The sequence below is a fragment of the Saccharopolyspora sp. ASAGF58 genome (assembly GCF_012277335.1).
GTDB lineage: Bacteria > Actinomycetota > Actinomycetes > Mycobacteriales > Pseudonocardiaceae > Saccharopolyspora > Saccharopolyspora hattusasensis.
In genome coordinates this window covers 1,714,336-1,739,571 of the sequence record NZ_CP040605.1, presented here as the reverse complement: position 1 = coordinate 1,739,571, position 25,236 = coordinate 1,714,336, and the positions used below count along the sequence as shown (strand labels likewise).

23 protein-coding genes are annotated in these 25,236 nt (G+C 68.7%); 14 read left to right on the top strand and 9 right to left on the bottom strand.

Going from position 1 to position 25,236, the window contains the following annotated elements:
- Positions 1-222: 222 nt before the first annotated feature.
- From FDZ84_RS07945 to yhjD, 4 genes are all read left to right on the top strand, one after another.
- Positions 223-2,751, top strand: coding sequence for a bifunctional FO biosynthesis protein CofGH (locus tag FDZ84_RS07945; RefSeq protein WP_246869137.1), 2,529 nt, complete (start codon positions 223-225; stop codon positions 2,749-2,751).
- Positions 2,752-3,039: 288 nt separating this feature from the next.
- Positions 3,040-3,249, top strand: a complete 210-nt coding sequence (locus FDZ84_RS07940) for a hypothetical protein (RefSeq protein WP_168584082.1) — start codon at positions 3,040-3,042, stop codon at positions 3,247-3,249.
- 60 nt (positions 3,250-3,309) lie between these two features.
- Positions 3,310-4,353: a tryptophan--tRNA ligase gene (trpS, locus tag FDZ84_RS07935; protein ID WP_168585364.1), complete on the top strand. Its 1,044-nt coding sequence runs from the start codon at positions 3,310-3,312 to the stop codon at positions 4,351-4,353.
- A 62-nt stretch (positions 4,354-4,415) separates the two neighbouring features.
- Positions 4,416-5,456 (top strand): inner membrane protein YhjD, encoded by a 1,041-nt coding sequence (yhjD, locus tag FDZ84_RS07930; protein ID WP_168585363.1) that lies wholly within the window; start codon positions 4,416-4,418, stop codon positions 5,454-5,456.
- A 93-nt stretch (positions 5,457-5,549) separates the two neighbouring features.
- Here the strand turns inward: yhjD and FDZ84_RS07925 are convergent, their stop codons facing one another.
- Entirely contained in the window at positions 5,550-6,275 is a 726-nt protein-coding gene (locus FDZ84_RS07925) for an alpha/beta fold hydrolase (RefSeq protein ID WP_168585362.1), read from the bottom strand.
- Between the two features lie 168 nt (positions 6,276-6,443).
- Here FDZ84_RS07925 and FDZ84_RS40550 point away from each other — a divergent pair, with 168 nt between their 5' ends.
- Complete coding sequence (locus tag FDZ84_RS40550) at positions 6,444-6,653, top strand: WYL domain-containing protein (protein ID WP_371812808.1); 210 nt, start codon at positions 6,444-6,446, stop codon at positions 6,651-6,653.
- A gap of 62 nt (positions 6,654-6,715) precedes the next feature.
- Here FDZ84_RS40550 and FDZ84_RS07915 read toward each other — a convergent pair whose 3' ends face one another.
- Entirely contained in the window at positions 6,716-7,822 is a 1,107-nt protein-coding gene (locus FDZ84_RS07915) for a D-alanyl-D-alanine carboxypeptidase family protein (RefSeq protein WP_168585361.1), read from the bottom strand.
- 241 nt (positions 7,823-8,063) lie between these two features.
- Here FDZ84_RS07915 and FDZ84_RS07910 point away from each other — a divergent pair, with 241 nt between their 5' ends.
- Entirely contained in the window at positions 8,064-8,291 is a 228-nt protein-coding gene (locus FDZ84_RS07910) for an SCO4848 family membrane protein (RefSeq protein WP_029536182.1), read from the top strand.
- 649 nt (positions 8,292-8,940) lie between these two features.
- Here the strand turns inward: FDZ84_RS07910 and FDZ84_RS07905 are convergent.
- From FDZ84_RS07905 to sdhC, 4 genes are all read right to left on the bottom strand, one after another.
- A complete protein-coding gene (locus tag FDZ84_RS07905; protein ID WP_168585360.1) occupies positions 8,941-9,726 on the bottom strand; it encodes a succinate dehydrogenase iron-sulfur subunit in 786 nt (261 codons plus the stop codon).
- Positions 9,726-11,516, bottom strand: coding sequence for a succinate dehydrogenase flavoprotein subunit (sdhA, locus tag FDZ84_RS07900; RefSeq protein WP_168585359.1), 1,791 nt, complete (start codon positions 11,514-11,516; stop codon positions 9,726-9,728). The genes FDZ84_RS07905 and sdhA overlap by 1 nt, the downstream gene beginning before the upstream one ends.
- Before the next feature lie 73 nt (positions 11,517-11,589).
- Complete coding sequence (locus tag FDZ84_RS07895) at positions 11,590-12,009, bottom strand: succinate dehydrogenase hydrophobic membrane anchor subunit (RefSeq protein ID WP_168585358.1); 420 nt, start codon at positions 12,007-12,009, stop codon at positions 11,590-11,592.
- 4 nt (positions 12,010-12,013) lie between these two features.
- Positions 12,014-12,448 (bottom strand): succinate dehydrogenase, cytochrome b556 subunit, encoded by a 435-nt coding sequence (sdhC, locus tag FDZ84_RS07890; protein WP_168585357.1) that lies wholly within the window; start codon positions 12,446-12,448, stop codon positions 12,014-12,016.
- Between the two features lie 443 nt (positions 12,449-12,891).
- Here sdhC and FDZ84_RS07885 point away from each other — a divergent pair, with 443 nt between their 5' ends.
- The 5 genes from FDZ84_RS07885 to FDZ84_RS07865 all read left to right on the top strand — a co-directional run bounded on the left by FDZ84_RS07885 (position 12,892) and on the right by FDZ84_RS07865 (position 18,512).
- Positions 12,892-14,061 carry a BMP family protein gene (locus FDZ84_RS07885; RefSeq protein WP_168585356.1) on the top strand — a complete coding sequence of 390 codons (1,170 nt, stop codon included), beginning with the start codon at positions 12,892-12,894 and terminating at the stop codon, positions 14,059-14,061.
- Positions 14,062-14,230: 169 nt separating this feature from the next.
- Positions 14,231-15,781, top strand: coding sequence for an ABC transporter ATP-binding protein (locus FDZ84_RS07880; protein ID WP_168585355.1), 1,551 nt, complete (start codon positions 14,231-14,233; stop codon positions 15,779-15,781).
- Positions 15,778-16,872 (top strand): ABC transporter permease, encoded by a 1,095-nt coding sequence (locus tag FDZ84_RS07875; RefSeq protein WP_168585354.1) that lies wholly within the window; start codon positions 15,778-15,780, stop codon positions 16,870-16,872. Before FDZ84_RS07880 ends, FDZ84_RS07875 begins: the two co-directional genes overlap by 4 nt.
- Positions 16,869-18,131 (top strand): ABC transporter permease, encoded by a 1,263-nt coding sequence (locus FDZ84_RS07870; RefSeq protein ID WP_210435470.1) that lies wholly within the window; start codon positions 16,869-16,871, stop codon positions 18,129-18,131. Before FDZ84_RS07875 ends, FDZ84_RS07870 begins: the two co-directional genes overlap by 4 nt.
- On the top strand, positions 18,132-18,512 hold the full coding sequence (locus tag FDZ84_RS07865) for a cytidine deaminase (RefSeq protein WP_168585353.1): 381 nt from the start codon (positions 18,132-18,134) through the stop codon (positions 18,510-18,512).
- Positions 18,513-18,638: 126 nt separating this feature from the next.
- Here the strand turns inward: FDZ84_RS07865 and FDZ84_RS07860 are convergent, their stop codons facing one another.
- Positions 18,639-19,229, bottom strand: coding sequence for a DUF3800 domain-containing protein (locus FDZ84_RS07860; protein WP_168585352.1), 591 nt, complete (start codon positions 19,227-19,229; stop codon positions 18,639-18,641).
- Positions 19,230-19,419: 190 nt separating this feature from the next.
- Here FDZ84_RS07860 and FDZ84_RS07855 point away from each other — a divergent pair, with 190 nt between their 5' ends.
- Complete coding sequence (locus FDZ84_RS07855; RefSeq protein WP_246868875.1) at positions 19,420-20,721, top strand: thymidine phosphorylase; 1,302 nt, start codon at positions 19,420-19,422, stop codon at positions 20,719-20,721.
- 26 nt (positions 20,722-20,747) lie between these two features.
- Here the strand turns inward: FDZ84_RS07855 and FDZ84_RS07850 are convergent, their stop codons facing one another.
- Positions 20,748-21,941 carry a hypothetical protein gene (locus tag FDZ84_RS07850; RefSeq protein WP_168585350.1) on the bottom strand — a complete coding sequence of 398 codons (1,194 nt, stop codon included), beginning with the start codon at positions 21,939-21,941 and terminating at the stop codon, positions 20,748-20,750.
- A gap of 322 nt (positions 21,942-22,263) precedes the next feature.
- Between FDZ84_RS07850 and FDZ84_RS07845 the strand changes: the two genes are divergently transcribed.
- Both FDZ84_RS07845 and FDZ84_RS07840 read left to right on the top strand, forming a co-directional pair.
- Complete coding sequence (locus FDZ84_RS07845; RefSeq protein ID WP_168585349.1) at positions 22,264-23,352, top strand: adenosine deaminase; 1,089 nt, start codon at positions 22,264-22,266, stop codon at positions 23,350-23,352.
- Between the two features lie 63 nt (positions 23,353-23,415).
- A complete protein-coding gene (locus FDZ84_RS07840) occupies positions 23,416-23,697 on the top strand; it encodes a hypothetical protein (protein ID WP_210435469.1) in 282 nt (93 codons plus the stop codon).
- Between the two features lie 74 nt (positions 23,698-23,771).
- Here the strand turns inward: FDZ84_RS07840 and FDZ84_RS07835 are convergent, their stop codons facing one another.
- Positions 23,772-24,998, bottom strand: coding sequence for a primosomal protein (locus FDZ84_RS07835; protein WP_168589888.1), 1,227 nt, complete (start codon positions 24,996-24,998; stop codon positions 23,772-23,774).
- Positions 24,999-25,236: the final 238 nt, after the last annotated feature.

Here is a 25,236-nt window from a genome sequence, read left to right as displayed (position 1 = left end):
CCTATGGAGACATAGTGCGATTCACCCAGTGGTTTTCGTCGGATCTTGCGCGTGCTTCGGTGATCGTGGGTAGGACAGAACGGAGTAATTCAATAGCCGATAGTGAGGCGTGCGGCACGTCTGCGGCGGTTGGGCGGTAGGCGCTCGACCACTTAGAGTCGGCAGGTGTCGGTTGCAGATCTGGAAGTTTCCCCGCCGGAGCCCACCCCGAGCGAATCGGCGATGCGCCGCGCGCTCCGCCGCGCCACCGATGGTGTTTCGCTGAATGCCGCCGAAGCCGCGGTCCTGCTGCACGCCCGCGGCGAAGACCTGGAAAAACTGCTGGCCGCGGCCGGTCGCGCGCGGGACGCGCACCTGGTCGCCGAGGGCCACGAAGGTGTGGTCACCTACAGCCGGAACGTGTTCATCCCGTTGACCCGGCTGTGCCGGGATCGCTGTCACTACTGCACTTTCGCCACCGTGCCGCACCGGGTGAAATCCGCCTACCTGGAACGCGACGAGGTACTGGAGATCGCCCTGCGGGGTGCGGCCGCGGGCTGCAAGGAAGCCCTGTTCACCCTCGGAGACCGGCCCGAAGAGCGCTGGCCCGCGGCCCGGGAGTGGCTGGAGGCGCGCGGCTATTCCTCCACAGTGGACTACGTGCGGTCCTGCGCCATCGCGGTGCTGGAGGAAACCGGCCTGCTGCCGCACCTGAACCCCGGCGTGCTCAGCTGGTCGGAGCTGACCAGGCTCAAGCCGGTCGCGGCGAGCATGGGCATGATGCTGGAGACCACCGCCGAGCGGCTTTGGCGGGAGAAGGGCGGGCCGCACTTCGGCAGCCCGGACAAGGAACCCGCCGTCCGGCTTCGAGTGCTGGCCGACGCCGGACGTGTCGCGGTGCCGTTCACCAGCGGAATCCTCATCGGAATCGGCGAAACCCGCGCCGAGCGCGCCGAGTCGCTGCTCGCGCTGCGCAGCGCCGCCCGCCAGTACGGGCACATCCAGGAAATCATCGTGCAGAACTTCCGGGCGAAACCGGACACCGCGATGCGCGGCATGCCCGACGCCGACCTGCACGACCTGGCCGCCACGATCGCGGTCGCGCGGCTGCTGATGCCCTCCGGGGTGAGCGTGCAGGCGCCGCCGAACCTCATCGGCGACGAGCAGCTGCTGATGCTGCGCGCCGGGATCGACGACTGGGGCGGGGTTTCCCCGGTGACCCCGGACCACGTCAACCCGGAACGGCCGTGGCCGCACATCGACGAGCTCGCCGCGAAGACCCGCGAAGGCGGCTTCGAGCTGCGGGAACGCCTGACCGCCTACCCGCGCTACGTGCGCGCCGGGCTGGCCGGGGACAGCACCCAGTGGCTGGACCTGCGGGTGGCCGGCCACGTCGCGGCACTGTCCGGTTCGGACGGTTTCGCCGACGCCGACGCCGCACCGGTCGGGCGCGAATGGCAGGAGCCGGACGGCGGGTTCGAGTCCATCGGCCGCACCGACCTGCACCGCAGCATCGACACGACGGGCCGCACGGGGGATCGCCGCGGCGACTTCGACACGGTCTACGGCGACTGGGACGAGCTGCGTCGCCAGCTGCCCGCCGACGCGGCCCCGGAGCGGCTCGACGCCGATGCGCGGGACGGGCTGCGGCTGGCCGAGACCGACCCGGCCGCGCTGCTCGACGAGAGCCGCACCGCCGCCGCCATGGCCTTGATGACCTGCGACGGAGCCGCGATGGATGCGCTCGCCGGGATCGCCGACGGCCTGCGCCGGGACGTGGTGGGTGACGACATCACCTACGTGGTCAACCGCAACATCAACTTCTCCAACATCTGCTACGTGGGGTGCCGCTTCTGCGCCTTCGCGCAGCGGGAGCGCGACGCCGACGCCTACCGGCTCTCGCCGGATGAGGTCGCCGATCGCGCCGACGAGGCGTGGCGGGCCGGGGCCACCGAGATCTGCATGCAGGGCGGCATCGACCCGCGGCTGCCGGTGTCCGGCTACGCCGAGCTCGTGCGCGCGATCAAGCAGCGGGTGCCCGAGATGCACGTCCACGCGTTCAGCCCGATGGAGATCGTCAGCGCCGCGGCCAAGGCCGGGGCGAGCATCGCCGACTGGCTGGCCGAGCTTAAGAGGGCCGGCCTGGGCAGCATTCCCGGCACCGCGGCGGAGATCCTCGACGACGAGGTGCGCTGGGTGCTGACCAAGGGCAAGCTCCCCGCCGCCGAGTGGATCGAGGTCGTCAGCACCGCGCACCGGCTCGGCATCCCGTCCTCGTCGACCATGATGTACGGCCACGTCGACACCCCGGAGCACTGGCTCGGCCACTTCCGCACCCTGGCCGGTGTGCAGGACGCCGCGGCTGAGCACGGCAGCGCCGGGTTCACCGAGTTCGTCCCGCTGCCGTTCGTGCACCGCAACGCGCCGATCTACCTCGCCGGGCTCGCGCGCCCGGGCCCGACCCGCCGGGACAACCGCGCGGTGCACGCGATGGCGCGCATCTTGTTGCACGGCCGGATCGACAACGTCCAGTGCTCGTGGGTGAAGCTCGGCGACGAGGGCACCTCGGAGGTGCTCAACGGCGGCGCCAACGACGTCGGCGGGACGTTGATGGAGGAGACCATCAGCCGGATGGCCGGCTCCGAGCACGGCTCGGAGCGGACCGTCGAGGAGCTGCACGAGCTGGCCGCTCGGGCGGGTCGTTCCGCCCGGCAGCGCAGTACCACTTACGAGCGAATTGGCCGGGTGCAGCTGGGGATCAGCCCGGCCTAACCCGATTTGATGTGATGTGGATCACCGAATTGGCCGCGGTCGGGATCGGTATTCGGGCGATTCTGGCTGCTGGCCTGCTCGTTTATTGGTCTGGAGGCCCGGCGAAAGTCGTTAAGGATTGGAAAATATGATCACTGCGTCGTGGCCGGTTTACGCAAAGCGACCACGCCGGTAACCGGTGGTCGGTACGTTCCGCCACCGAACTCGGACGATTAGGTGACCTGAACGGGTCAACTTTCGTAGGGAGGCACGCCCGTGGGTAGCCGAATATCCCGCGTGGTCACGCGGGTGTCCGTGCTTGGCGCCGCGCTCGCCGCGGTGCTCCTGGCGGCCGCCGGCGGCGCCGCTGCCGTCGGCTCGCCCGTCCTCGCGGCCAGCCCCCTGGAATCGCTGAGCGCTCCGGTCGGCCTCACCGCGGTCGCCCTCGGAGTGGTCGGCATGGTCGCGGGCATGTTCCGGAAGAAGAAGATCCAGCCAGAGAACCAGCGCAAGACCTGACCCAGGGATAACCGGAGAGGTCGATCCCACAGCTCCGGCGGGACTTGCGAGAATCACCACGTGAGCAGCGACAGCCCCGCACCCCAGACCAGCGACCAGCCCGCGGCGCGGCCGCGCGTGCTGTCCGGCATCCAGCCCACCGCCGACTCGTTCCACCTCGGCAACTACCTGGGCGCCCTGCGGGAATGGGTCACCATGCAAGACGACCACGACGCCTTCTACTGCGTCGTCGACCTGCACGCCATCACCGTCGCGCAGGACCCGGAACTGCTGCGCCAGCGTACCCGGCTCTCCGCCGCCCAACTGCTCGCGATCGGCATCGACCCCGACCGCTCGACGCTGTTCGTGCAGAGCCACATCCCGGAACACGCCCAGCTCAGCTGGGTCCTGGAATGCCTGACCGGGTTCGGCGAGGCCGGTCGGATGACCCAGTTCAAGGACAAGTCCGCCCGCCAGGAAGCCGACCACGTCAGCGTCGGGCTGTTCACCTACCCGGTGCTGCAGGCCGCGGACATCCTGCTCTACCAGGCCGACGCGGTCCCGGTCGGCGAGGACCAGCGCCAGCACCTGGAGCTCACCCGCAACCTGGCGCAGCGGTTCAACTCCCGCTACGGCCATACCTTCACGGTGCCCGCAGCGCACATCCCCAAGGAAACCGCCAAGATCTACGACCTGCAGGACCCGACTTCGAAGATGAGCAAGTCGGTGCCCGCCGGGGTCGTCGAGCTGCTGGAGGCGCCGAAGCGCTCGGCCAAGAAGATCCGCTCTGCGGTCACCGACCTGGAGCGGGAGATCCGCTACGACGTAGAGAACAAGCCGGGCATCAGCAACCTGCTGGTGATCTACTCGGCGCTGACCGGCCGCAGCATCGCCGACCTGGAGGCCGCCTACGAGGGCAAGGGCTACGGCGACCTGAAGAAGGAGCTCGGCGAGGTCGTGGTCGAGTTCGTCACGCCGTTCCAGGAGAAGGTCCGCAGCTACCTCGACGACCCGGCCGAACTGGACAAGGTCCTGCACCGGGGCGCGGAGCGGGCGCGGGCGGTCTCGGCGGAAACCTTGCGGACCGTCTTCGACCGGATGGGATTCCTTCCGCCGATGGGCTGAACTGATCAACTGCGGGTAGCCTGCCACCGTTCGGGGGAAGCCGTTGCGGCGGGAGGTGCACCGTGGCCGGTCAGGAGCAGGACACGAAGCCGGGCCGATTGGCGCTGCTGCGCCGCCGCCACGCGTGGTTGGACCGGCTCATCCGGGCCTTCGAGCGCTACCAGGGCCAGTACGGCGACTACTACGCCGCCGCGATCACCTACTTCAGCGTGCTCGCGCTGGTGCCGCTGCTGATGATCGCCTTCGCCGTGGCCGGTTTCGTGCTGAGCGGGAACCCGGAACTGCTGGGGCGGCTGCAGACGTCGATCACCTCCGCGGTGCCCAGCCCGGCGATGAGCGACATGCTCAACCGCGTCGTCCAGCAGGCGATCAGCCAGGCCGGGACGGTCGGTGTGATCGGCCTGCTCGCCGCGCTGTACTCGGGGCTCGGTTGGATGACAAACCTGCGGGAGGCGCTGACTGCACAGTGGACGCAGGAGCCGGCGAATCAGTCGATGGTCCGGCGGACGGCCGCCGACCTGGGGTCGCTGATCGGGCTCGGCGCGGCGGTGGCCGTCTCGCTGGGCATCAGCGCGCTCGGCGGCGGGGTCGGGCGGTGGCTGTTCGAGCTGGTCGGGATCGAGGACAATCCGGCCGCGGCGTTCGTGCTACGGGTGCTGTCGATACTGCTGTCGCTGTTGGCGAGCTGGCTGGTGTTCTTGTGGGTGCTGGCGCGGCTGCCGCGCAAGCCGGTCACGTTGCACAGCGCGGTGTGGGGCGCGCTGTTCGCCGCGATCGGGTTCGAGGTCCTCAAGCAGGTCGGGGTGGTTTATCTGAACAGCGTCACCAGCTCGCCGGCGGGCGTGGCGTTCGGCCCGATCCTCGGTCTGCTGGTGTTCGCCAACCTGACCTCGCGGTTCATCCTGTTCGTCACGGCTTGGACGGCATCGGCCCGGGAGAACCTGGAGGTCGCGCCTCCGCGGCCGCCGGGCCCGGCGATCATTCGGCCGGTGGTCCAGGTGCGGGACCGGGTGGGCGTGCGGGCCACGGCGGGCCTGGTGGGCCTCTTGGGCCTGGTGGGCCTCGGCGCCATCGCGGGCTGGGCCTTGCGCCGCAAGCGCTGACCCCTGCGTCCCGCCGCAATTTCAATGGAAATCGGACCTCTGATTTCCATTGAAATTGCGGAAGTTATCCACAACCTCCGGCGTTGCGGACGGTCATCCGGCGATGCGGGAGAGCATTGCCGCGAGGTCGGCCGGGCGGGAGAACATCGGCCAGTGGCCGGTCGGGAGGTGGTGCACCTCAGCCCCGGCCATCGGCGCGAACAGCGGGATGCCGCTGTCGATGAGGGCCTGGACCTGCTCCGGGGTTGAGGTTGACGCGATCACCGAGATCGGCGTGCCCGGGATGCCCTCCGGCCGCTGCAGGGACTGCGTCGCGGTGGCGAACGGCTGCGGCGTGCTCATGGCGCGCATGCGGGCCAGCATCTCATCGGACAGCCCGGCGAGATCTTCCGGGCCGAACTCGGGGAGCGGGAGGCGCCAGCCGTCGCCTTGGGCCTCGACCTTCTTGCGCCACTCCTCCTGGACCTCCGGCGGGTTGAAGTCCAGCACGGATACGCCGCCCGGCATCGGCCCGGCGTCGACGTAGACGATGCGCGCGATCCGGTCCGGGATGCGGTCGGCGGCGCCGGTGACGGGCACGTTCGCGCCGCTGTGCCCGACCAGCACGACGTCCCGGAGGTCGTTCTGCTCGATGAACCGGACCAGGTCCGCTACGTGCGTCTCGACGCCGACCTCCGGCGAGGCTTCGGCGGCCCGGTCGGCGAGGCCGGGCATCGTCACCGGGTGGACGTCGTGGCCCGCCGCCCGCAGGTCCAGCGTCACGTCCTCCCACGCCCATGCACCGAGCCAGAAGCCGGGGACCAGCACGATCGTCGCCATTGCAGCACTCCTTCTCAGCCGGATCGATGGCCTGGACACTAGGCTCGATGCCGGACAGAAATCGCCCGGATTGTTCTGCGGGGAGACCCGTGTCACATCCCACGAGCTGGGTGTTGGCGATGCTGGAGCTGCCCGCAGGCGCACCAGCGGGTCGGCGGCTCGGCGTGGTTGGTCTTCCACTCCGGACGTTGGTACGTGACCGGCCACGACCACCGCAGCGGTGAGGCCCGCACCTTCCGGGTCGACCGGATCGGGTCGGCGGAGCTGCGGGCCAGTGCCCGTGAGTGGTTTTGGTTGCCATGGCGCCCAAAACCACTCACGGATCTATTCCCGGATCGCAACGACCACGGACCGTTAACAACGACCACGGACCGTTAACAACGACCACGGACCGTTAACTGATTGGATCCCGGCCAGCGGCGCGCCGGTAGCGGGTTCTGTCAGGGGTGGTCGCCGTTCTGCCTGCGGCGCGCGGCGGCGGCCAGACGCGCGCGGCGATGTCGGAGCGCCAGGACACCCGCAACCGCGACGGCGGCGATCGCGATCAGCGTCAACGGCCAGCCGACCGTGCCGAACATCGACGAGCTCTGCGCCTGGCTGGTCTCCGGCGAATCCGCCGCCGCGTTCTCCACCGGGGACGGGCGGGGTGACCTGGTCACCAGCTCGCCGACCGGGGCGCTGGCGTCGAGCCCGAACCCGTAGTCCAGCAGGCGCATGGTCTGCTGGGACTGCCGGATCGGTTGGTTCTCGCCGCGCATCAGCACCGCCACCAGCCGGCGTCCGTCGCGCTCGGCGGCACCGATGAACGTGTGCCGCGCATCGTCGGTGAACCCGGTCTTGCCGCCGATGGCGCCGGGGTAGTTGAGCAGCACCTGGTTGTCGGACCAGACCTCCAGCGGCGGGCCGCCCGGCTTGCCCGGCAGCAGCGTGTTGTGGACGCCGGCGATCGAGGCGAACGCCGGCTCGTGCATCGCCGCCCGGAAGATGGCCGCCAGGTCGTAGGCCGAAGTGCTCATGCCCGGACCGTCCAGCCCGGACGGCGTCGCGACCCGGGTGTCCAGCGCGCCCAGCTCGCGGGCCAGCGCGTTGACCTTGTCGAGCGTGGCGTCGAACCCACCCATCTTCATGGCGAGCGCGTGCGCGGCGTCGTTGCCGGACCGCATGATCAATCCGGACAGCACCTGCTGCACGGTGTAGGTGACGCCGGGGCTGAGCCCGACCCGGCTGCCCTCCTGGTTAGCGTCCTCCTGGGTGACGATGATCGTGTCGTCCATCCGCAGCTCGCGGATCGCGGTTAGCGCGGTGAGGACCTTGATCGTCGATGCCGGGCGGTGCCTGGCGTGCGGGTCCTTCGCCGCCAGCACGGCCCCGCTGTCCAGGTCTGCCAGCACCCAGCTCTCGGCGCTGACCTCGGGGGGCGGCTCCGGCAGGCCCGGCGCGAGGATCACGCCGCACTCCGCCATTCGGTCCCCGCCGACCGGCGTCTCCGGGACCGGCACCGGCTCGGGGACCGGCGAGCCCGGCGCGGGCACCTCGGAGGTGTCCACCGGAGGCGGCGGAACGGCGTTAGGGCACGCTGCCGGCGGTTGGGCCGCGGCCGTGCCGCCGGTTGCCAGCGCTAGCGAAGCGGCGAGAGTGCAAATGGCCGCACTTAGCGCGGATTTCGTGCGGAGTTGACCGCGGGCACTCAGAGGCACACGCAGCAGGCTAGCCAATCGCCGTGAGCACCGAGACGCAGACCGCCCCCGGACAGGTGGGTGAAGCAGGTTACAGCGGATACTGGGGGCCGTGACAATTTCCCGCCGCGTTGCGTTGTTCCTGCTGGCCTTCGGCGTCTGGTCGTACCTGCTGTGGCCGAACTTCGTGCGCAACATCTGGAACAGCGACCGCTCCTGGGCGGGCGGTTCGCCGACGTCCTACCTGATCGTCCACCTGGTGATCGCGGTGGTCTCCCTGGTCTTGGGCACGATCATCGGGGTCCTCGGCTGGCGGGCCTACCGGGCCGCCCGCCGCTGACCGCCGGCAAGCTAGCGAGCAGGTTCAAGACGACCGCATCCGCGGCACCCCGCCCTTGCGACCCAGACCGAACGCGACCCGATAGATGTCGGGAAGGTCGAGCTTGCCGTTCTTTCGGTTCGTCATCACGCCCAGTTCGATCAGCTCGGCGATGAGCTCCGACAGCTTGGTGCCGCGCGGGCCGGTCGCTGCCGGAGCCTGGTCGGACGCCAGTTGGAGGGCGTCGAGCTGCGTTTTCAGGTCGGCGTCTCGCCAGCAGGACTTCCACGTCCTGCTGCTCGATCGGCACCTGCAGTCCCTTCAGCGGCTCGATTGCGGTGGCGACCCAGGGGATGTCCTCGGCTTACTTGCCCGGTTTCGTCGGCCAGGTGGTTCGGCAACCAGGTGTAGGTGTGCCCTTTGCGATGGTTATTCCCCATGTGGAGTCCGGCGATGTTGACGAATTCGTCCTTCTGTCGACCGCCGTCGCCGACCAGCGATTCAGACGGGATACCAGCAAGGCATAGAGGTTGGCGCCGTCGGCAGGGAGCAGCCAGACTGCGCCGAGAGCGTACTGACTTGATGTAACCGTGCGCGTGCACATTGTCAGGAAGGCAAAGGGAAACGGCGCCCACCTCCGGGGAGGCGGGCGCCGTCGGTGTTCACTGGGTCAGCGGCGGCGGAACATCAGGGCTCGCTTGACCTCTTGGATCGCCTTCGTGACCTGGATGCCTCGCGGGCAGGCATCCGTGCAGTTGAAGGTCGTGCGGCACCGCCACACGCCGTCGACGTCGTTGAGGATGTCGAGCCGCTCCTCGGCGCCCTCGTCACGGCTGTCGAAGATGAACCGGTGCGCGTTGACGATCGCCGCCGGGCCGAAGTAGTTGCCGTCCGACCAGTACACCGGGCACGACGTGGTGCACGCCGCGCACAGGATGCACTTGGTGGTGTCGTCGAACCTGGCCCGCTCGGCGACCGACTGGATGCGCTCCCTGGTCGGCTCGTTGCCAGTGGTCATCAGGTACGGCTTGACCGACCGGTAGGCCTCGAAGAACGGCTCCATGTCGACCAGCAGGTCCTTCTCGACCGGCAGGCCCTTGATCGGCTCGATGGTCAGCGTGGTCTCGCCGCCCTTGGCCAGCAGGTCCTTCATCAGCACCTTGCAGGCCAGCCGGTTGACCCCGTTGATGCGCATCGCGTCGGAGCCGCACACGCCGTGCGCGCAGGACCGGCGGAAGGTCAGCGTGCCGTCGACGTACCACTTGATGTAGTGCAGCAGGTTCAGCACGCGGTCCGACGGCAGCGCCGGGACCCGGTAGGACTCCCAGTGCAGGTCCTCGTCGACCTCCGGGTTGTACCGAAGGATCTTGACGGTGACCATCGTGGCGCCGTCCGGGATCGGCGGGGCGTCACCCGGAAGATCGGTCGTGTCGTTGTTCGTGGTAGCGGCGGTCATCAGTACTTACGCTCCATCGGCTGGTACCGGGTGACGACGACGGGCTTGTAGTCCAGGCGGATGTCGGCCTGGAAACCGGTCAACCCGAGCGGCGCGTTCGGGTCCTCCTGGTCGGGCAACACCTTGTACTGCATGCTGTGCCGCATGAAGTTGACGTCGTCCCGGGCGGTGTAGTCCTCGCGGGCGTGGCCGCCGCGAGACTCCTTGCGGGCCAGCGCGGCGTTGACCAGCGCCTCGGCCAGGTCGAGCAGGAAGCCCAGCTCGATGGCCTCCAGCAGGTCGGAGTTGTACCGCTTGCCCTTGTCGTGCACGGAGATCCGGCCGTAGCGCTCCTTGAGCGCCTGCACGTCCGACAGCGCCGTCTTGAGGGTCTCCTCGGTGCGGTACACCGAGGCGTTGGCGTCCATCGTCTGCTGCAGCTCGGTGCGGATCGTGGCGACCCGCTCGCCGCCGTGCGCGGTGCGCAGGTGGTCGACCATGCCCTGCACGAGCTTGGTCGGCTCCTCCGGCAGCTCCACGTGGTCGTGGTTGAGCGCGTACTCGGCGGCGGCGATGCCCGACCGGCGGCCGAACACGTTGATGTCCAGCAGCGAGTTGGTGCCCAGCCGGTTCGAGCCGTGCACGGAGACGCAGGCGCACTCGCCGGCCGCGTACAGGCCGGGGATGGTGTTGTCGTTGTCCCGCAGCACCTCGCCGACGATGTTGGTCGGGATGCCGCCCATCGCGTAGTGCGCAGTCGGGTAGACCGGCACCGGCTCCTTGGTGGGTTCCACGCCCAGGTAGGTGCGGGAGAACTCCATGATGTCCGGGAGCTTCGCTTCGAGCAGGTCCTCGCCGAGGTGCGTCACGTCCAGCAGCACGTAGTCCTTGTTCGGACCCGCGCCGCGGCCTTCCAGCACCTCCAGGGCCATCGACCGGGCGACGATGTCGCGCGGCGCCAGGTCCTTGATCGTCGGGGCGTAGCGCTCCATGAACCGCTCGCCGTCGGCGTTGCGCAGGATGCCGCCCTCGCCGCGGACGCCCTCGGTGATCAGGATGCCCAGGCCGGCCAGGCCGGTCGGGTGGAACTGGTAGAACTCCATGTCCTCCAGCGGCAGGCCCTTGCGGTAGATGATGCCCATGCCATCACCGGTGAGGGTGTGCGCGTTCGAGGTGGTCTTGAAGACCTTGCCGAAGCCGCCGGTGGCGAAGATGACCGACTTGGCCTGGAAGACGTGGATCTCGCCGGTGGCCAGCTCGTAGGCGATCGCACCGGAGCAGACCTGCTGGCCGTCCGGGCCGTCGCTGAGCATGATGTCCAGGACGTAGAACTCGTTGTAGAACTCCACGCCGTGCTTGACGCAGTTCTGGTAGAGCGTCTGCAGGATCATGTGGCCGGTGCGGTCCGCGGCGTAGCAGGCGCGGCGGACCGGGGCCTTGCCGTGGTCGCGGGTGTGGCCGCCGAACCGGCGCTGGTCGATCTTGCCTTCCGGGGTCCGGTTGAACGGCAGCCCCATCTTCTCCAGGTCCAGGACCGCGTCGATGGCTTCCTTCGCCATGATCTCGGCGGCGTCCTGGTCGACCAGGTAGTCACCGCCCTTGATGGTGTCGAAGGTGTGCCACTCCCAGTTGTCCTCTTCGACGTTGGCCAACGCCGCGCACATGCCGCCCTGGGCGGCGCCGGTGTGCGAACGGGTGGGGTAGAGCTTGGTCAGCACGGCAGTGCGGGCGCGCTGCCCGGATTCGATCGCGGCGCGCATCCCGGCGCCGCCGGCGCCGACGATGACCACGTCGTACTTGTGGAATTGCATGGTCGCCTCCTCGGGCTGTGGCGGGACCCGCGGGTGGGGCGTCGATCTCGCCACGCTGTGGTCGTCTGCGGAGCTAGCCGATGTTCGGGTCGAAGGTGAAGATCACGAAGGTGCCCAGACCCACGGTCAGCAAGACCGAGACGTACAGCAGCATCTTCAGCCAGAAGCGTGTGCCGTCTTTTCGGGAGTAGTCGTTGATGACGGTGCGGAGTCCGTTACCGCCATGCAGACCCGCCAGCCATAGCATGGTGAGGTCCCAGAACTGCCAGAACGGAGAGGCCCAGCGGCCCGCGACGAACGCGAAGTTGATCTTGTGGACGCCGCCGTCCAGGAACAGCATGATCAGCAGATGCCCGAGCACCAGGAACAGCAGCACCACACCGGACAGCCGCATGAACAACCAGCTGTAGAGCTCGAAGTTGTTGCGGCGCGCGGCGGGGCGCGACGAGGTGCGCGGCTTCTCCACGGAAAGCGGTGCGTCGGTGACGGTCATTTGCTCAACCCCCGAAAACTTCCGTGACTGCGCGGCCGATCAGGCTGATCGCGGCCGGGATGATCAACACCAGCCAGAGCACCACGACCGTCCACAGCATCGGCTTCTGGTACTTCGTGCCCTTGGCCCAGAAGTCGACCAGCATGACCCGGATGCCGTTGAAGGCGTGGAACAGCACAGCCGCCAGCAGCCCCAGCTCGAACAGGATCATCACCGGGTGCTTGTAGGTTTCGATGACCGTGTCGTAGGCGTTCGGCGAAACCCGGACCAGGGCGGTGTCCAGGACGTGTACGAACAAGAAGAAGAAGGTGAGTACGCCCGTGATTCGGTGGGCGACCCACGACCACATGCCCAGATCGCCGCGGTAGAGGCTCCCCTTGGCGCGCGGTGCGGTGGCGCGCTGCGGTGCCTCTGCTGCGGAGGCGGTGGTGCTGGCCATGGTGGAAGGCCTCCAACCTCGCTGGTGGACTGACGGCCCCGTTCGGGAACAAGGGGCGACCGGCCCCGAGTTGCAGTTGGTCCCAATTGGTATTGGGTGCACGCCCGTCACCGGCCACGAACTGGGGCCTTGACGCAAGGGATGCTAGACCCGACTAAACGCCCGGGCCTACTCGCCTGCGCTCTCTGTGATCGACCAGACAAGAGTCCCGCCTCGGTTGATCGATGTAGAAATCATTTCGTGACACGCGAGCAATGCTCAAGCAGCAGCGTCAAGACTTAATTTCGAGAGCCACGTCACCGAATGGCGTGCGCCGCGCCCTGGAAGAACAATTCACCAGGAGGCAACACCTTCGTGTGGAGTTCGTCCGGGCCGCGGGCTTCCGGCAAGCCGGAACCGCAGGCGAATGGGCCGCGGCGGGACCAACAGGAAAGGGGAACGGCATGCGGCGAACGCCGATATGGGGAAGGCGCTCGGGTGCCGGAGGACCGCGCCGCAACGGCGCGGCAGTGGTCGCAGTGCTGCTCACCGGTGCGTTCGCGCTGGCGGGATGTGCGAAGGACAGCGGGGGTGGGGGAAATAACAATGCCCAGGGCCAGGGGTGCCGGCTGAGCGCGCCTCCAGCCGGGGCCGCACCGACCACTTCGGCCGCCGAGCAGCAGCCCGCGCCGCAGGCGCCCGCGATGCGGGTGGGGCTCGCCTTCGACATCGGTGGGCGCGGCGATGCCTCGTTCAACGACGCCTCGGTCGCCGGGCTGGACCGGGCGAAGTCGCAGATGGGCTTCACCGACGTCAAGGAGCTCGACGCCGGGGCCGGTGAGCCGGAGGACGCCAAGCAGACCCGGCTGCGGCAGCTGGCGCGCGAGGGCTACAACCCGGTGATCGCGGTCGGCTACGCCTACGCGGACGCGCTCAAGCTCGTCGCCCCGGAATTCCCGGGCACCAAGTTCGCGATCATCGACGAGGATGTGCAGGGGATCCCGAACGTCACGTCGCTGGTGTTCGCCGAGGAGCAGGGCTCGTTCCTGGTCGGCGTGATCGCGGCGCACAAGTCGAAGAACTGCCACATCGGCTTCGTCGGCGGGGTCAACACCCCGCTGATCCAGAAGTTCGAGGCCGGGTACGTGGCGGGTGCCAAGGCGGCCGCACCGGACATCAAGATCGAGCGCAAGTACCTGACGCCGGCCGGTGACTTCAGCGGCTTCCAGGACCCCAACAAGGGTTCCGAGGTCGCGACCGGCCAGCTGGAGGCGGGCGCCGACGTGCTCTACCACGCGGCGGGCGCCTCCGGTAAGGGCGTCTTCTCGTCGGTGAAGTCCGCGAACGCGCTGGCGATCGGGGTCGACTCCGACCAGTACAACCAGCCGACGGTCGCGGAGTACAAGGACGTGATCATCAGCTCCATGCTCAAGCGGGTGGACCTCGCGGTGTACGACTACATCGCGGCGATCGCGCGCAACGACCTGGGCTCGATGCCGAAGAAGTTCGACCTGTCCATCGACGGCGTGGGCTACTCCACGTCCGGCGGCAAGGTCACCGACCTGATGCCCGCGGTGGACGCCTACAAGTCGGCCATCGCACGCGGCGAGATCAAGGTTTCCGGCAAGCCGTAACCCGCCAGGTGAGGGGCATCTCCGGCCGAGCCGATCGGCTGGCGGTGCCCCTCCCGCTCAACTCGACCGAGTGGCGGGTTCGCGCCAAGATCGTCACGGTTGTGCCGAAACCGTCCATTGTTGAGCGTCCAGCTGGTTCGCTGCCCGTGCCGACGTCCCACGGAGCCTCATGAACACCTCGACTGAGCCGGATTCCGGCGGCCGACCCGGCGAAACCGGGTCCCTGGCCGTCGAGCTGACCGGCATCACCAAGACCTTCCCCGGCGTGGTCGCCAACTCCGACGTGAACCTCTCGGTGCGAACCGCCGAGGTGCACGCGTTGTGCGGCGAGAACGGGGCCGGCAAGTCCACCCTGATGAAGATCCTCTACGGGATGCAGGCCCCGGACTCCGGCACGATCCGCGTGCGCGGCGAGGAAGTCCGCTTCCGCACGCCGGCCGAGGCGATCCGCGCCGGTATCGGCATGGTGCACCAGCACTTCATGCTCGCCGACAACCTCACCGTGCTCGAGAACATCGTCCTCGGCGCCGAAGACGAGCACGGCATCGGCGCGAAGGCCCGCCGGCGGGTGCTCGGGCTCGCTGAGCAGGCAGGGTTCGAAATGCGCCCGGACGTGCTGGTCGAGCGGCTGGGCGTCGCCGACCGGCAGCGGGTGGAGATCCTCAAAGTCCTGTACCGGGGTGCGCGCATCATCATCCTCGACGAGCCGACCGCGGTGCTGGTCCCGCAGGAGGTGGACGAGCTGTTCGCCACCCTGCGCACCATGCGTGAACAGGGCTTCACGTTCCTGTTCATCTCGCACAAGCTCGACGAGGTGCGGGCCATCGCCGACACCATCACGGTCCTGCGGCGCGGCACCACGGTCGGCACCGTCCCGGCCGCGGAGATCACCAGCCGCCGGCTCGCCGAGATGATGGTGGGCAGCGAACTGCCGGTGCCCGAGCACGGCGAGTCAACGGTGCTCGATCGCGACGTGCTCGTCGTCACCGGCCTGTCCGCATCGGAACAGGACCGGATGCTGCTCGCCGGCATCGACCTGACGGTGCGGGTCGGTGAGGTCGTCGGCATCGCCGGTGTTGAGGGCAACGGCCAGACCGAGCTCGTCGAGGCGATCATGGGCATGCGGCCGGTCACCAACGGCCGGGTCTCGCTAGGCGACCGCGACCTGACCGGGCTGTCGACGCTGGCGCGCCGCGAAGCGGGCATCGGCTACGTGCCGGAGGACCGGCACCGGCAGGGCCTGCTGCTGGACGAGTCGTTGTGGATCAACAGGATCCTCGGCCACCAGACCCGCCGGCCGACGGCCCACGGGATCTGGCTGGACCGGGCGGGCGCGAAGGCCGACACCCAGCGGATCATTGAGGAGTTCGACGTCCGCACCCCCGGCATCGACGTGGACGCGGCCGCGCTGTCCGGCGGCAACCAGCAGAAGCTCGTGGTCGGCCGGGAGCTCTCCTGCGACCCGGCACTGCTCATCGCCGCGCACCCGACACGTGGCGTGGACGTCGGTGCGCAGGCGGGCATCTGGGGCCATCTGCGCGCCGCCCGGTCGGCGGGCCTCGCGGTCCTGCTGATCTCGGCCGACCTCGACGAGCTGATCGGCCTTTCCGACACCATCCGGGTGATGTTCCGGGGGCAGTTGGTCGCGACGGCCGACCCGCGCTCGGTGACCCCGGAGGAACTCGGCGCGGCGATGACCGGCGCAGGGGAGGCCGCATGAACACCTGGCGGACGCGGCTGCTGCCGCCAGCGCTGGCGATCGTCTTCTCGGCGGTGCTGTGCAGCGTGGTGCTGCTGGTCTCCGGCGCGGACCCGCTGTCGACGCTGGCGGAGATGATCGCGCAGGTCGGCCGCGGCACGACCGCCGTAAACATCGTCAACACGGCGGGGGCGTACTACCTGGTGGCGATCGCGGCCGCGATCGGATTCCAGATGAACCTGCTGAACATCGGCATCGAGGGCCAGTGCCGGCTGGCCGCTTGCGTCGCGGCGATCGTCGGCGGCGCGGTGAGCCTGCCGTTCGGGCTGCACGCGGCGCTGGTCGTGGTGGTTGGCGCGGTCACCGGCGCGCTGTGGTGCGGGATCGCGGCGGTGCTCAAGGTCTACCGCGGGGTGTCCGAGGTGATCTCCACGATCATGCTCAACACCCTGTCCATTGGCGTGATCGCCTTCCTGGTGCGGACGTTCGGCGAGATGCGCGGTAATACCCAGGGCACGGAGATCATCCCAGGCAGCGGCCTGGTGCCCGGGATTCCGCTGGGTGGCGCGGGCACGGTGTTCGGGCTGGTGCTGCTGGCGGTGCTGGTCGGCATCGGGTACGCGGTGCTCATTGACCGCACCCGCTACGGCTTCGAACTGCGCGCCTCTGGCCTGTCGCCGACGGCAGCCGTGGCCGGCGGGGTGAACTCCAAGCGCATGATCATGTCCGCGATGCTGCTCTCCGGTGCCATCGCGGGCCTGGCCGGGCTGCCGGAGATCCTCGGCCGGGACCACACGTTCATGATCAACTTTTCGGCCGGCTACGGCTTCGCGGGGCTGGCCATCGCCCTGCTGGGCCGCAACCACCCGATCGGCGTCGCCTTCGGCGCGCTGCTGTGGTCCTTCCTGGACAAGAGTTCGCTGACGCTGGACAACATCGGCGTGCCCAAGGAGATCGTGACGATCCTGCAGGGCGCGATCGTGCTGTCGGTCGTCGTCGCGTACGAGTTGGTGCGCCGCCGCGAACTCGCCGCCGAGCAGCGGCGGGTCGGGCGCGAGCTGGGCACCGTGGCCACTCCGGCCGCCGCCGGAACCGGAGGTGAGCGGGCATGACCGCGGTCGTGACCAAATCGGCACCGGCGGACCGGAAAACCGGCCTCGGCCGCCGGATGCCCGGCTGGGCCCGCGTCCTGCTGTGGGTGGCGGTCGGTTTCCTGGCGGTGTCGATCACCTCGTACCAGACCGGCGTCCCCCAGCTGACCTCGTCCGGCACCGTGCAGGCGGCGGTGCGGCTGGGCATCCCGATCCTGCTGGCCGCCCTAGGCGGGTTGTGGGCGGAGCGCTCCGGGGTCATCAACATCGGCCTGGAAGGCATGATGATCCTGGGCACCTGGGGCGGTGCCTGGGCCGGCTACCAGTGGGGGCCGCTGGCCGGGCTCGTCGCCGCGGCGGTGTTCGGCGCCCTCGGCGGTCTGGTGCACGCGGTGGCGACGGTGACCTTCGGGGTGAACCACATCGTGTCCGGCGTGGCGATAAACCTGCTCGGCGCGGGCACCGCGAAGTACCTGTCGACGCTGCTGTTCGAGCCGATCTCGCGGAACCCGCGGGAGTCGCCGCCGGTGCCGAAGTTCGACACCTACTCGATGCAGCCGGTGGCCGGCTGGCTGCAGCAGCTGGAGGACCTGCAGCGGGTCGGCATCTCCGACGCGGCGGGCATCCTCGGCGGCCTGGTCTCCGGAGTCTCGCCGCTGACCATGCTGGCCTACCTGCTGGTTCCGGTGAGCTACCTGGTGCTGTGGCGCTCGCCGTTCGGGCTGCGGCTGCGGTCCTGCGGCGAGAACCCGGTCGCGGCGGAGTCGCTGGGTGTGAACGTCTACCGCTACAAGTACATCGCGGTGATCATCTCCGGTGCGCTGGCCGGGCTTGGCGGCGCAGCGCTGATCCTCAACCCGGGTCAGGCGGGCTACCTCGAGGGCCAGACCAACAACCGGGGCTATATCGGCCTGGCGGCGATGATCTTCGGCAACTGGCGGCCGGGCGGGCTGCTCGGCGGCGCGGCGCTGTTCGGCTACTCCGACGGCCTGCAGCTGCGCAGCGGCGAGACCAGCGTGCACGCGCTGTTCTACGGTGCGACGCTGCTTCTGGTGGTGGTCACGGCCGTGCAGGTGTGGCGGCGCAGCTGGTTCGCAGCCGGCCTCTCGCTGGTTGCAGCCGCGGTGATGTACGCGGTGTACTGGTACACCGACTCGCTGCCCGAGGAACTCACCGCCTACACCCCGCACCTGGTGACACTGGTGGTGCTCGCGGCGGCATCGCAACGACTAAGACCACCAGAGGCGAACGGTCTGCAGTACCGCAGAGGCGAGGACTAGATGACGTCCACTGTGGACTGGGAGGCGCTGCGCGCCGCGGCGGTGGAAGCCGCGGCGCTGGCGTACTGCCCGTATTCGAAGTTGCAGGTCGGAGCGGCGGCGCTGTGCGACGACGGTCGAGTGGTGACCGGCTGCAACGTGGAGAACGGCTCCTTCGGCCTCACGTTGTGCGCGGAGTGCACCATGGCGGGCCAACTGCGTCTGACCGGCGGAGGCCGGTTCGTGGCGGTGGCCTGCCGAAGCGGAACGGGTGACCTGCTGATGCCGTGCGGCCGCTGCCGCCAACTCCTCTTCGAACTGGGCGGCCCGGACTGCCTGGTCGACACCCCCAGCGGAACCCTCCCGATGCGGGAAGTCCTCCCCGACGCCTTCGAGCTTTAGGCGGCCGTTGGTCAAGCCGTGTATGATGTCCATGAGAGCTCGGCATCGTGGGTGTCGGGCGAGTCGCAAGGTCAGGTGCTTCCCGGGGCAGACCGGGACCCTGACCTTACGCATGTCCGGAGGCAGTTAGCAATCGATCGCCAAGTCGATCTGGTAGAGACGGGCGTCCAGGAGCTCACGGCAGCTGTCTGATCCTTCCCTGCTGAACCGGACTGCACCAGCCACGATGTCCGCCGCCCAGAGTAGGGCCTCGCGACTTCCAGGCAGGTGTTTGATTTGGAAGACAGCTCCCTTGGGGAGTTCGTAGCGGGCCCCTCGCACGGTTGCAACGTCTCGGTCATTGAGCGCCCGCGATCGGCCCTCCATCAACAGGCGATCGACTCCGTAGCTGTGCAGCTCATGAATCAGCTTGGTGAGGCATAGGGCACGGGCGCGTTCCTGTCGTCGACTTGGGACGGGGGTTCCGACCACGACGACGTGAAATCCTTCGAGCTCGGCCACGGTCTTTGCCGCGTTGTGCTTCTCTTGCGAAGTCATCTCGTTCCAGTGCAGCTTGTATGTGTCGCGGCCACCACGTAGTTCGTGCATCGCAGATCTCGCCGGATCGTGGCTGCCAGTCTCGAAAACCACCGCAGCGAGGATGTAGTACCCGCCAACTTCGGCTTCCCGAAATGACTCGTCGGCGAAGGCTTGGTTGCCTGCCTCGGGGAGGATCACCCGGCAAGCCTAGCGTCTCGGTAATGTGCTCCGACTGGACGTTGAAATCCACATTGCGCACGGGTAAGTTGCGAAATCTTGGTCGTGCGCACCAATTTTCGTGAAGATCACCCGTTTGGGGTGTATCTGTTGATGGGGTTCGTTTCTCTATATAGGCGGAGGATTCCTACGGGCTGTGGAGGTGGCGAAAGTGCATTCCGCGATTGACGTGATCCGCGCGAAGCGCGACGGGCAGCGGCTCAGCGACGAGCAGATCGACTGGGTGATCGACGCGTACACCCGGGGCGAGGTCGCCGACGAGCAGATGGCGGCGTTGGCGATGGCGGTGCTGCTGCGCGGCATGACCCCGGCGGAGACGGCTCGCTGGACGGCGGCGATGGTCGCCTCCGGCGAGACGTTGGTGCTGGGCGGGGTTCGAAGGCCCACTGTGGACAAGCACTCCACCGGCGGTGTCGGCGACAAGATCACGCTGCCGCTGACTCCGCTGGTCGCCGCCTGCGGCGCGGCGGTGCCGCAGCTTTCCGGGCGCGGGCTCGGCCATACCGGCGGCACTCTGGACAAGCTGGAGTCGATACCGGGTTGGCGGGCCCGGTTGTCGGCCGACGAGATCCGGGCCCGGCTCGATGAGGTGGGCGCGGTGGTGTGCGCGGCGACGGAGGGGCTGGCCCCGGCCGACCGCAAGCTCTACGCGCTGCGCGATGTGACGGGCACGGTCGAATCGGTTCCGCTGATCGCCAGCTCGATCATGAGCAAGAAGATCGCCGAGGGCGTGCAGTCGCTGGTGCTGGACGTCAAGTGCGGTTCGGGCGCGTTCATGAAGGACCTGGACCAGGCGCGGGAGCTGGCCGCCGCGCTGGTGGACATCGGCACCGCCAACGGTCTGCGCACGAGCGCGCTGATCACCGACATGTCGGTTCCGCTGGGCCGCGCGGTCGGCAATGCGCTGGAAGTGGCCGAGGCCGTGGAGGTGCTGCGCGGCGGCGGGCCGCCGGACGTGGTGGAGCTGACGCTGGACCTGGCCCGCGAAATGCTCGACCACGCGGGCTTGTCCGATGTGGACCCGGCCGAGGCGTTGGCCGACGGCCGGGCGTACGACTCGTGGTGCCGGATGATCAAGGCCCAGGACGGCGACCCCGAGGCAGCGTTGCCGCGCGCCGAGCATGTCGAAGTCGTGACCGCGCCCGAGACCGGGACGCTGGCGAAGCTCGACGCGTACGCGGTCGGGGTTGCGGCCTGGCGCCTCGGGGCGGGGCGGGCCCGCAAGGAGGACGACGTCCAGCACGCCGCAGGCGTGCTGTGCCTGGCGAAGCCGGGTGAGCGCGTGACGGCGGGCCAGCCGCTGCTGGAACTGCACACCGACCGGCCGGAAACCATTGCCGGGTCCCAAGATGCGTTGGTGGGCGCATACGAGATCAGCGGCGCCGACGAGGTGTCGACGCCGCTGATCCTGGATCGGGTGGCCGCGGGCCACGTATCGACCGAGCCACCCTGATCGTGCGGCCCGGTCGCGCGGGCTTCTCAGGCGCTTTCGGCGGTGAAGTCGTCTTCGCCGTCTGCGGTGAGGGCCTTGTCGGTGTCGCGCTTTGCGCTCTTGGACCGGCCTCGGCGCTGCTGCCGGGGCAGGGTGGTGGGCGGCGGCGGGGCGGACGGCGCGCTGCCGCCGAGGATCAGCTCCGCGAACGTCGCCATCGCCTCGTCGAGCTGACCGGCGTGCCGCCGCTCGCTCTCTTCGTTGGCCTCGCGGACCAGGGCGCCCAGCGCGTCGCCGTCGGGACGCGAGGACAGCGTGCCGGACAGCTGCGACAGGTTCTTCGACAGCGTGCCGCCGAGCTCGCCGAGGCCGTTCTTGACGCCCTCTTCGACGTTGTCCAGGCGGCTGGTGAAGCCCTGCTCGACGTTGTCTATCCGGGTGTTGACGTTGTCCTCGACCTGGGTGAGGTGACCGGAGACCTGGTCCAGCCGGTTGGTGAGCTGCTCCAGACGCTCGGCCAGCTTGTCCAGCCGGTCGGTCGGGTCCACGGCGGGACGCGCGGCGAGCTGGTCGAGCTTGGCGTCCAGCTGATCGCGGGTGCCGGAGACCGCTTCGGCGAGCGTGTTCTGGGCGTTGGCGGCGGAGTCGGTGACCGCGCGCTGCAGCGCCTCGCGGGTGCCGTCGAGGTGCTCGTGCACGCCTTCGTCGATCTCGGCGAAGCGGCCGCGCAGGCTGGTCTCCAGCGAGTCGATGCGCTCGCGCACCGGGGCGTGCACCGCCGACGGCAGTGCCTCCAGCCGGCCGTCCTGCTTGTCGAGGTGCAGGCCGAGCTCGTCGAGGCGCTTGTGGATGTGGCCGAGCTTGTCCTCCAGGCCGTCCATGCGGCCGGAGACGCCGTCCATCCGGCCCGCCACGCCGTCCAGTCGCCCGTCCAGCTGCGCGAACGGCTTGGCGAGCTTGTCCACCAAGCCGTCGACGGCGCTCTTCAGGTCGACGAGCGCGCCGTCATGCCCTTCCAGCTTGGCGAGTGCCTCGTCGAGTCGTTCGGCGAGCACGCTGACCTCGGTGCGGTCGGGCAGCTCGGACAGGCGTTTCCGCACGGAGCCCAGGGACTCCAGCGGCGACAGCCGGGCGTGGATTTCGTCCAGGGCGTCGAAAATCTGCTGCTGCTCGCTCTCGCGGATCTCAGCCGCACGCGTGAGCATGTTGCGCATGCGGTCGAACGACATGTTCTCGGTCACGGCTAGGGGCGTCCTTCGTCGAGGGGGGTGAGGACTCCAGGAGCCTAGCTAGTCGGTTCCCGCGTTCCCAGGCACCCCCCGATACATAGCGTGATCATCAAGACGTTCTTGGCTCCGATCGGTCTCGTTTTATTAGGCCAAAAAGTCTAATGGAGGTGCCGCTGAATGATGCAAGAGTCGTGATTGCGTCCATCTGGGTGAGTTTTTAGGGACGGCCGTCCGGTTGAACGTGGCCGGAAAGCCGGACGTATCCGGGGTTACTCCCGGCTGCCGGTTGGTAGCTTTGCGCGAGCTCTTAGTCGGCGCGCTGTAACGTGGCTGCATGTCGACTCCGGTGAACCTGGACACGATCCGGCTGGTGCCGAAGGTGCTGCTGCACGACCACCTCGACGGCGGCCTGCGGCCGCAGACCGTCATCGATCTCGCGCGGGCGGCGGGATACTCCGGCCTGCCCCACGATGACGCCGATGAGTTGGGAAGATGGTTCGCTGCGGCGGCTGATTCGGGGTCGCTGGAACGCTATCTGGAGACTTTCTCGCACACCGTCGCCGTGATGCAGACGGAGGAGGCGCTGGCCCGGGTCGCCGCCGAGTGCGTCGAGGATCTGGCCGCGGACGGGGTGGTGTACGCGGAGATCCGCTACGCCCCGGAACTGTTCCAGGAACAGGGGCTGACGCTCGACCGGATCGTGGAGGCGGTTCAGGGCGGATTCCGGGATGGCGAACGCCGCGCCGCCGCCGAAGGAAAACGTATCCGAATCGGTACCTTGTTGTGCGCGATGCGGCAGAATGCGCGGTCGGCGGAAATCGCGAACCTCGCGGTCCGGTATCGCGACTCCGAGGTGGTCGGCTTCGACATCGCGGGTCCGGAAGCGGGATTTCCGCCCACCCGGAACCTGGACGCCTTCGAATATCTCCGACAGCAGAACGCGCATTTCACCATTCACGCTGGTGAGGCGTTCGGTCTGCCGTCGATCTGGGAGGCGATCCAGCACTGCGGCGCGGAGCGCCTCGGGCACGGCGTGCGCATCGTCGACGACATCAAGGTCGACGAGGACGGCTCGGTCCACCTTGGTCGGCTGGCGTCCTACATCCGGGACCGGCGGATCCCGCTGGAGATGTGCCCGTCGTCGAACCTGCAGACCGGGGCCACCAAGTCGATCGCCGAGCATCCGATCGGTCTGCTGGCGAAGCTGCGCTTCCGGGTCACGGTGAACACGGACAACCGGCTGATGAGCCACTGCTCGATGTCCAGCGAGTTCGCCGCCCTGCACGAGGCGTTCGGCTACGGGTGGGCGGACATGCAGTGGTTCGCGGTGAACGCGATGAAGTCGGCGTTCATCGGCTTCGATGAGCGGCTGGAGATCATCGATGATCTGATCAAGCCGGGCTACGCAGCGTTGCTGGAATGACGTGCGACCGCCGCCGAGCCGGGTGCGCGCGGCGGAGGCCGTGGATCGCGTGCGGCGGAGGCCGTGGATACTGCCAAGCCTGAATGCGATTCACGATCCGCGCGAGCGCGGCGGCGATTCGCCCGGCTGCCGCACCGCTGGCGGCGCGTCCTGTGGTGCATGGAGGCCGCGCGCCTGACGACGGCGGACGTCAGCAGAAAGCTCGGCATCAGCCGCAACAGCGCCGCCGCGCTCGCCTACCGAGCGCGGAAAGGTTTGCGGGAGTCCTATTCCCAGGTGTGCGCGGGCGAACCCAGCCGCCGCCGACTAGCGGCACCGGGAGTACTGCTCGCCGAGGCGGTTTGAGACCGCCGGACCGGGAGCGGGCGGCGATTTCGCGCGAAATCGCCGCCCAGCACACTTACTGAATCCGGTGCGGCTCAGTGCGTGCGGAACCGCTCTTCCAAGGCCTCCACCAGCTTGCGCCACGTCGCGACCTCGGCGTCGAACGGGGCGCTCGGCGGCAGCCGGTTCGGGCTCGGACGCAGCACGAAGGAGACCAGCCAGCCGAGCCGCTCCGAAGGCTGCAACGCCTGCTCGACGCTGTCGTCGCCAGCCCACGTCGCCGCGTCCATCAGTAGTTCCTCGGCAAGGTCCAGCTGGGTCGGGTCCACTTCCGACGGTCCGGCGCCGAGGTCGGCGTCCAGACCGGTCAGCACGTAGGTGTTCTCGGGGTCAACGTCGATCTGCAGCTCGCCCGCGGTGGCCCGCTCCTGGACCTGCGACCAGGTCGCGACCCGGGCTAGGTCGGTGTCCTCCACGGCGGCGTCGTCGGCCAGGAACCGGGCCAGCGCGCGTGGCGTGGGAAACACGTCGATCTTGCCGCCCGTGCCGAGGAAGATCGGGTCGTCGTCGAGGTAGCAGCGCAGCGAGTAGTGCTCGCCGGTGCCAGTGATGATCCGGATCGGGTCGATGCCGACCTCGCCCCAGAAGCCGACCTCGACCTCTTCGATGTCGTCGACCTCGGGCGCTTCGGCGGCGCCGGCCTCTTCCTCGGCGTCGGCCTCCAACGCCTCCGCGAGCTCGGTTTCCGCCGTGGCGACCGCGTCGGCCGGCACGTCCGGAGTGGTGACTACGGCGTCGATGGCATCCAGCAGCTCGTCCCAGCGCTCGACGACGACCTGGCACAGGTCGGTCCAGCGACGCTGCCCGTCCTTGCCGGAGAACGCGAAGGTGCCCTGGTCGAGCATGGCGAAACCGTCGGCCGCGTCGAGCACGTCGTGCACCGCGTCCAGCTCGCAGACGTCGGCCAGCGAGCGGGCGATCTCGACGATGTCGGCCAGCTCGCTGATGGTCCAGGTGTCCATCGGCTCGGCGACCAGCTCGGGCACGCCGACCAGGTCGTACTGGTGGTCCTCGTCCGGGCTCAGTTCGACCGCGGACAGGGCGGGCACCACGTGCCAGGCTGGGTGGTCGTCGAGGTCGTGCTCCTCGGCGGTGCGCACGAACGCCGCCAGGCGCGCGGCATCGGGGAACGCGTAGAGGTCGTCCTCGTGTCCGAGGAATGCCTCCCATTCCTCGCCGTCCTCGCGCCAACGCGGTGCCCACAGTGTGACGACGTCGCCCTGCGGGAGCCCGAGCTCGATGGGGACGATGTCCTGCGCCATCTCTCTACCTCCGGTCACCGAACCAGACCTCGCGGAAGCCTACGGGCTCCGCGTTCACAGCGTGTTCCCCGGTCCGGCTGTCACCGTATCGAGCCCCTCGAAAGCAACGTTCGACGGAACAGTTCGTAACGATCATCACTCGGATGCGCAGCTGTGGCCCAAGCGGAGTTGGGCCCTTCGGCGTAGTGACGGCCCGCACCCGGCTGTCAGGTCCCGGTTGGCGGTACCGGTCTGGTGA